The organism is Sneathiella sp. (genome assembly GCF_041689005.1).
Lineage (GTDB): Bacteria > Pseudomonadota > Alphaproteobacteria > Sneathiellales > Sneathiellaceae > Sneathiella.
The window spans coordinates 1-7,442 of the sequence record NZ_JBDNHC010000132.1 but is presented as its reverse complement, the minus strand read 5'-3'; the positions used below and the strand labels follow the sequence as shown (position 1 = coordinate 7,442).

Annotated in this window: 6 protein-coding genes; 5 read left to right on the top strand and 1 reads right to left on the bottom strand. The window is 50.5% G+C overall.

Going from position 1 to position 7,442, the window contains the following annotated elements:
- Nucleotides 1-391: 391 nt before the first annotated feature.
- The gene (locus tag ACESNI_RS15060; RefSeq protein ID WP_373088408.1) at nt 392-1,513 is read right to left on the bottom strand and encodes an enolase C-terminal domain-like protein; all 1,122 of its coding nucleotides are present in this window, start codon (nt 1,511-1,513) and stop codon (nt 392-394) included.
- Nucleotides 1,514-2,067: 554 nt separating this feature from the next.
- On the opposite strand from ACESNI_RS15060, the gene ACESNI_RS15055 reads away from it, so the two are divergent.
- The 5 genes from ACESNI_RS15055 (at nt 2,068) to ACESNI_RS15035 (ending at nt 7,134) form a co-directional block, all read left to right on the top strand.
- Complete coding sequence (locus tag ACESNI_RS15055) at nt 2,068-3,462, top strand: MmgE/PrpD family protein (protein ID WP_373088406.1); 1,395 nt, start codon at nt 2,068-2,070, stop codon at nt 3,460-3,462.
- A 30-nt stretch (nt 3,463-3,492) separates the two neighbouring features.
- Nucleotides 3,493-4,329 (top strand): transporter substrate-binding domain-containing protein, encoded by an 837-nt coding sequence (locus ACESNI_RS15050; RefSeq protein WP_373088404.1) that lies wholly within the window; start codon nt 3,493-3,495, stop codon nt 4,327-4,329.
- Between the two features lie 97 nt (nt 4,330-4,426).
- Entirely contained in the window at nt 4,427-5,671 is a 1,245-nt protein-coding gene (locus tag ACESNI_RS15045; protein WP_373088401.1) for an NAD(P)/FAD-dependent oxidoreductase, read from the top strand.
- Nucleotides 5,672-5,696: 25 nt separating this feature from the next.
- Nucleotides 5,697-6,356 (top strand): amino acid ABC transporter permease, encoded by a 660-nt coding sequence (locus ACESNI_RS15040; RefSeq protein WP_373088398.1) that lies wholly within the window; start codon nt 5,697-5,699, stop codon nt 6,354-6,356.
- Nucleotides 6,346-7,134 carry an amino acid ABC transporter ATP-binding protein gene (locus ACESNI_RS15035; protein WP_373088395.1) on the top strand — a complete coding sequence of 263 codons (789 nt, stop codon included), beginning with the start codon at nt 6,346-6,348 and terminating at the stop codon, nt 7,132-7,134. The genes ACESNI_RS15040 and ACESNI_RS15035 overlap by 11 nt, the downstream gene beginning before the upstream one ends.
- Nucleotides 7,135-7,442: the final 308 nt, after the last annotated feature.

Genomic DNA, 7,442 nt, shown 5'->3' with positions numbered 1-7,442 from the left:
GCGATGCGTTGAACTTATGCGGCATCAGCGGTATCCAATCGATCAGGAAAGCCGACTTCTAACAAATCCGATAGGATCCGTGCAACAACGCCGGTGAATACCGTCCCTCAGCTTCAAGCGCTTTGACAAAGATATCGGAAGCTTTGATTGTTTGGGCTTTCGGGTCGGTAATGGATACCGCAACATTGAAATGGCGATGACATCGATGCCCGGGCTGCGGAGATGATCGGCACATCTAGGCCAAGAGACAGAAATTTTGCGCGGGCCCTGATGTAGTCGCGGGCCGCAATCGCCGAAATTTACAACTTTCCGCTGCTATCAGCCAGCACTTTTCGGGCGATCTGCTCTCCAACACTCCCGAACCCGCAGATGGCAAACCGCGTCTTGCTGGTCATTCAAAAAGCTCCAATCGGTATTTCGCGAGCATCTCGGGATCGACGCTTACGCCAAGCCCCGGACCTTTGGGCACATGAACGCGACCATTTTTGACCGGGAAGGGGGCCGTCAGGATATCTTCTTTGGCATAATAATTGGCCATATAGAACTCACAGCCAAGCAAAAGATCAGGCACGGCGGCCATCAAATGTGCGCCTGCGGCATGGGCCAGACCGGTTTCAAACATGCATCCGCCATACACCTCTATACCCGCGACACGCGCAATAGCCGCAACTTCGAGTGCCTTGCGGATTCCGCCTGCCTTCATGATCTTCAGCGCAAAAATATCGGCGATACGGATTTTTGCGCCATAGAACGCATCCTTCGAGTCAAAAACGGATTCATCCGCCATAATCGGCGTATCCACTGCACGAGTGATTTCAGCGAGTGCCTCGCGTTCATGCATTTTAACCGGCTGTTCGATGAATGCCGGCGCGAAAGCTTCTAAATCACGGATCCGGCGCAGCGCGTCATAGGCGGGCAAGCCTTGATTGTAGTCAACACGAATGCTGACAGCATCGCCGTATATTTTTCGCAACTTTTCAAGGCGCATTAAATCGAATGAGTGCTCTGAAAAGCCGGTTTTTAACTTGAAAAGCCTAACTCCATCTTTCCACATTTCCGCGATGTCTTCTAAATCTTTGCCAAAATCAGGGTTGGCGACAGAAAAGCTCATGGCCATGTCGTCGCGCTGACGCCCCCCCACGAGTTCAGCCACGGACAGGCCGCAAATCTGACCTGTAAGGTCAAGTAAGGCCATTTCAAGCGCAGCTTTTGCTTCGTTATGACCAACAATGACTTTGCCGGCCATGTTCATATGTTTTTCAACCTGCACCGGGTCCTGTCCGATCAAGTGCGGACGCAGATGCACATGCAGAGCGGCGGCACTGCCTTGGGTCGTTCCGGTAAAAACTGGCCAAGGCGATGCCTCGCCCCATCCGGTTAGTCCGGTATCCGATACAATTTCGAGTATAACCGAGTTTATTCCAGAAACATCGCCGCTGCCATGGGAATGCACGGCCTTAGCGGGGATGTGGATAACGTGGACAAGGATGTCCTTAATTTTGTGGTCGTTCATATTAAGCTATCCATTCACTGACTGATGCGTTCGCATCCTACAAGGGGTTGGCTGATGATATCGACAAGTGCGGGCACACCACGGTTCACAGCTTTTCTTAATGCGGCGTCCAAGGCGCCCGGATTTTCAATGAGCTTACGGAATGCCCGCCGAGTGGGCACCCTCATCAGAAGTGATGGCCAACATCGGGTTTGAGGGTTCATTAGTCTCCGCAAGCCTCGGCAAGATATACGTCGCGCCTCCCCTAGATGATCGCGAGACTAGGTATCGTCGTTTTCCCGATCCAACCGATAAAGCGCGTCACGAAACGGCATTGTGGCATTCCCGCAAAGCGCGAAACTATGTTCACTCGGACATGTCTTCGGTCCAGTCCATAGAGTTACCAATTGGGCCTATCGACACATAACTTCCTTACAAAGCGGGCGGCCCACATGGGTCGAAGTTTCAAGTTGACCATCTGTATTCAGATGTATATACAATTTGGTATATCCCTTCAAGTGCATAAATAGGCAGACTAAATCCGACATCGAAGTGAGCGAAAGGTATGCTAGTCCATGACAAGTGTCGCGCCGATCACGCGGAGAATTGCGAAATTTATATCTGAATTGAACACTGACCTGTTGCCCGCTGATCTGATTGACTACGCCAAATTGCTCGCCTTCGATGGCATTGGAGTGCTGGCGTCAGCAACTCATTATAGCGTTACAGCCTCATCCGGCATGGGGAGTTTTGCAAAGACTCATGGCGGGGCTGGCGTCGCCACCCTTATTGGTCAGGGAGTCAAGGTCGACGTGGTTAATGCTGTGTTTGCGAATGGCACGCTTGGATATGCCTCCGACTTTGAACCTCATCATCCTGAAGCAATCTTGCATCCAATTGCTGTGATGATTCCGACCGCCTTAGCCTTGTGTGAGTCCAATCAAAAATCCGGCCGTGAATTTCTGACAGCGGTTATTTTGGGATGCGAAATAACATATCGTGTTTCAATGGCCTTGGGTCCACGAGAATTGTACGATCTTGGCTTTCACCCATCAGCTGTAGCTGGATGTTTTGGAGCCGCCTCGGCCGCAGCGTACTTGCTTGATCTAAACGAAGAGCAGTGTGTTGCTACACTCGGATTGGCCGGATTGCAGGCGTCAGGAATGTTGGCATGGCAGGATGATCCACGCGAAGACGCGCGGCCATTCCAAATGGGTATGGCCGCACGTAATGGCGTGACCGCCGCACTGCTGGCGCAAAGTGGTTTTGGTGCCCCAGATCGGATCTTTGATGGAGGTCACAATTTTTTGAAGGCATATAGCCGTGTCGGAAACCCCGACCCGCTGACTGCCAATCTGGGATTGGTCTGGGACGGGGTTTTGAAGCTTGCGATCAAACCCTTTCCCTGCGTCTCCTTCCTTCATCCTGCACTTGATGCGCTCGAATCCCTGTTGACAGATTATTCTCTGACGTCGGATGATGTGCTAAGCATTGATCTTCGGTTCCCGGATGCTGGCGCGCATTGTGTCGATGACAATCCGTTGAAAGGCCATAGCGCCCAATACATTTTACCAGTTCGCGTCGCCATGGGGCGACTGTCATATCTCGACCTCTTCACTGATCGCAGACTTGAAAATGAAGAAGTCGCAAGGTTGGCCAAAAACACTACGGTGACCCGTGATTTTGGAGAATTCAACGACAAATTCCCAGAGTTTTATATCGGTGAAATTACATTGAACCTGGCCGACGGCCGAACCGTGAAACGCAGGGGCGATACAGCACGCGGATACCCGGAAAACCCTCTATCCCAAGTCGATTTGGACAAGAAATTCAATACTGTTGTCGGCGAAGTTGCAAGTCTCGAACGGCGAGAAAAGCTGGAAGCGCATGCGAGAAAAATCTTCGATGCCGAATCTGTTGACCGACTGGCATCTCTTCTTGCAGCAATTCCCCAAGAAAATGAAAAGTAGATTCATAATATATCAACCAAGGAGAAAAAGATGACTAAGATAATGACAAGTCTCGTGGGCATGTTGACAGCCGTCATGCTAACGATTGGATTGGCCGGCTCAGCAGCGGCTCAGCAAGAAAGCACTTGGGAACGAATCCAGCGCACAAACGAATTGCGTTTTGCCGTATTCAGCTACGCCCCATATTTTGTAAAGAATCCGGCGACAAATGAATGGGGTGGTGCCCTTGTTGAAATGGCGCGTGATGTCGCAAAGGAAATGAAAGTTGACCTAAAATTTGTCGAAGTTGGCGGTTTCGGAGAACTTGTCCTTGCGATTACAACTGGTAAGGTTGATCTCGCGGCTGGGATGCAGGCGACGCCTGTTCGTGCGACCGCGATCGACTTTGCGGGACCAATTTACCACATCGGCTGGGTGACGGTGAACCGTCCTGGGTTTGAAGCACGTGATTGGGCAGATTATAATAATCCTGACGTAAAAATTGCTGTTATGACCGGTTCGTCTGACCAGCTTTTGCTAAGCCAGAACGCTCCATTGGCACAACAAGTCCAGTTCAAAGAGCTGTCACAGATCATTTTGGCTGTGTCTTCAGGTCGGGCAGATGCATTTACAACGACGGTTCTGTCGAGTATGATTGCCAAAGAAAAGAACCCAGGTCTGGGCTCTTTTGAAAATCCCCAGCCGCGCGCTTCTTTGCCTGGATACTTTGGTATTCCGTCTGAATCAGACCCAAGGTTCAAGAACTTTCTGAACTGGTGGGCCGAGTGGAACAACAAGCTGGGCCACAACGAAAACCGGATGAAGCAGGGTATGCTGGACTATAGCGGAATCACAGAGATTCCGGATTCAGTTAGTTTTAAAGAATAACTTAATCGCCTAATGGCATCATCTTACAATCCGCCTGAACCTGGCAACGGGTTCGGGTAACTCACTCCACCAATAGTTCAAATGAGAACTACGCATAATGATAAAGCATGAAAGCATCACGGTAATAGGTGCGGGTATGGTGGGCACCTGCTGCGCACTTCACCTTCAGAATGAAGGTTTAAAGGTTACGCTGGTTGACAGAGATCTGCCTGGTAACGCCGCGTCGTTCGGGAATCTGGCTTGCTTTGGGATTGCGTCCTGCGTGCCGCCGGGAATGCCTGGTATACTGAGAAAAGTTCCCGGAATGCTACTAGATAAGGACTCTCCGCTTAAACTACGCTGGAGCCACGCACCACGCGCCTTGCCTTGGTTCATAAAATATATTTCCAATACGAAGAAAGAGCGTGTTGAAGAAATCGCTAAAGCGCGGCAAAGTCTTTTGGAAAAGGTTCACGAAACATTAGACCCGCTGGTCAACGAAGCCGGCGCGGAAAAGCTGATGAATCGGTCCGGTTTGCTATTCACATTCGAAAGCGAAGAAGCATTTCGTGAGTCTGAATATGCATTTGATATCCGGTGTCGAAATGGCGTGAAAATGGATTATCTTGACGGCAATGAAGCCAGACAGTTTGAACCATCCCTGACCAAAAATGTGGTCCGCGCGATCCGTATTCCTGATCTGGTGCATACCTATAATCCCGGCGAACTGGTGAAAGCCCTGGCACGGCTGTTTGAAGCGCGAGGCGGCACTTTATTTCGCCGCGACGTCCGGGGTTTCAAATTTGGGCCCGAGGGGGTTAGAGGTATGATAACAGATCAAGGCGACATGCCAGTCGATGCGGTCGTCATAGCGGCGGGTGTCTGGTCACGAAAGCTGGCCCGAGATCTTGGCTCGCACGTTCCCCTGGAAGCTGAGAGAGGTTATCACACCATGTTCCATGGGTCGGATACAAAGGTGAACAGTTCGATCATTTCAGTGGATCGCCACATTTCTGTAACCCCGATGGATTACGGCGTACGGGTCGGCGGTGTAGCCGAATTTGCTCCGCCCGACGCCCCGGCCAATTGGCAAAATGCTGATATGGTCCGGCGGCAGGGTGAAGCCCTGTTCCCCGGTTTGTCGGGAAAAGAAGTGACCAAATGGATGGGCGCGCGACCGTCGCACCCCGATTCTAAACCCGCTATCGGACAATCCCCAAAACACAAGAATGCGTACTTTGCGTTTGGCCACGATCATTTGGGCCTCACGATGGGTAGTATCACAGGCAAACTTATTTCTGAATTGGTTGCGAACAAAGCTCCAAGTGTAAGTTTGGAACCTTTTCGGCCAGATCGATTCTGACGGTTGCAAATGGAGAGGCACTTGAATGTATAATTGGGATTTTTCGGCCATATTTACCGGATATGAGGCGTGGTGGTTGAAGGGGGTATTGACCACTCTGGCTTACGCAACAGGAACCGTTGTTGGAGGTTTGATTATAGGTGTTATTTGTGGTATGGGCTTACTGGCGAAACGCTGGTGGCTAACTTTACCCATCCATATTTATGTCGAGGTGTTTCGCTGTACTCCTGTCCTTGTCCAAATTGTCTGGTTCTATTTTGCATTGCCGATCCTGACTGGAATAGACATGCCTGCTTGGCTGGCGGCGGGTGTCGGGTTGACTCTTTACATGGGTTGTTTTGCAACTGAAATCTTTCGTGGTGGCATCCAGTCGATCGATAAGGGCCAATGGCAGGCTTCACGGGCAGTCGGAATGACATATCCACAGATGATGTGGCATATTATCCTTCCACAGGCGATTAGGCGCATGACTCCACCGCTAGTCAACCAGTCAGTAATTCAATTTAAAAACACAGCTTTACTGTATGTGGTTGCAGTCCCTGACATGATGTATACAGGCTATCTGGTTGTGTCTGATACATACCGTCCGCTTGAAGTCTATACTGGCGTTGCGATTGCATATTTCATACTACTTTATCCGCTGACCCAGTGGGGAAAAAAACTGGAGGCACGCCGTGGAAACTGATGCATCAAATGGTCAAGCTAAACTTGAATTGACCAATGTTCGCAAAAATTACGGCGAGATAGCGGCTGTCTGTGGTGTAAGTATGGAAGTAAACAGCGGTGAGGTCGTCGCAATCATCGGCCCATCAGGATGTGGAAAATCAACGTTACTGCGCTGCATTAATCATCTCGAAACGCCCACGGCCGGAAAAGTGCGGCTGGGCAATCAGGAAATCAACTACGACAACCCCAGAACAATCCCCCATGGCCGAGAACTTGCGCTCTTTCGTTCACGATTTGGGATGGTTTTTCAGCAGTTTGATCTTTTTCAGAACAAGACTGTGTTAGAAAACGTTATGGTGGGGCAAGTTGTTGTACAGAAAAAGCCAGTAGATATGGCCAGAAAAGTTGCCAGAGACTATTTGGATCTTGTCGGCCTATCCGGCATGGACGACCGACATGCGCAGGATTTATCAGGCGGCCAACAGCAACGGGTTGCAATTGCACGCGCCCTAGCACTGTTACCAGAAGTACTATTGTTTGATGAGGTAACGTCCGCACTCGATCCCGAATTGGTTGGCGAGGTTCTTGAAGTAATGCAAAAACTCGCGAAAGAAGGGGCGACAATGGTTCTTGTGACACATGAAATGGCATTTGCGCGCGATGTCGCGAACAAAGTTATCTTCATGGATGCCGGTTTGATCGAGCAGCAGGGTTCTCCTAAGGATATTTTGATTGCTCCTGAGAATAAGCGACTTAAATCATTCCTGGCACGATTTCACGGGAATAGCGCAGGCTAAACCATTACCGACTGGCGTCGGTAGGATTGGCGATATGCTTTTCGAGGTACTAAGGATGGGGTGGTTGCCGCCCTCCCCTTGGCGGCATCGCAATGTATCAAGATGGTGGTCTGTGGACCATTTATCGGAGAGGATGGAAAAGTGAACGACTACCGGCGGACGCCGGTGGGGCCTTGTTGCACGGGTCATCGGTTGGGTTGAGTTTGCCCTTACCCGTACTTCAGGTCAAGCGACGGCCTCGAACTTAGCGCGGCCAAGCTCGGTCATTTTGTTGAGAATGTTGACGCCGATTTTGGCCTCTGTTTTCT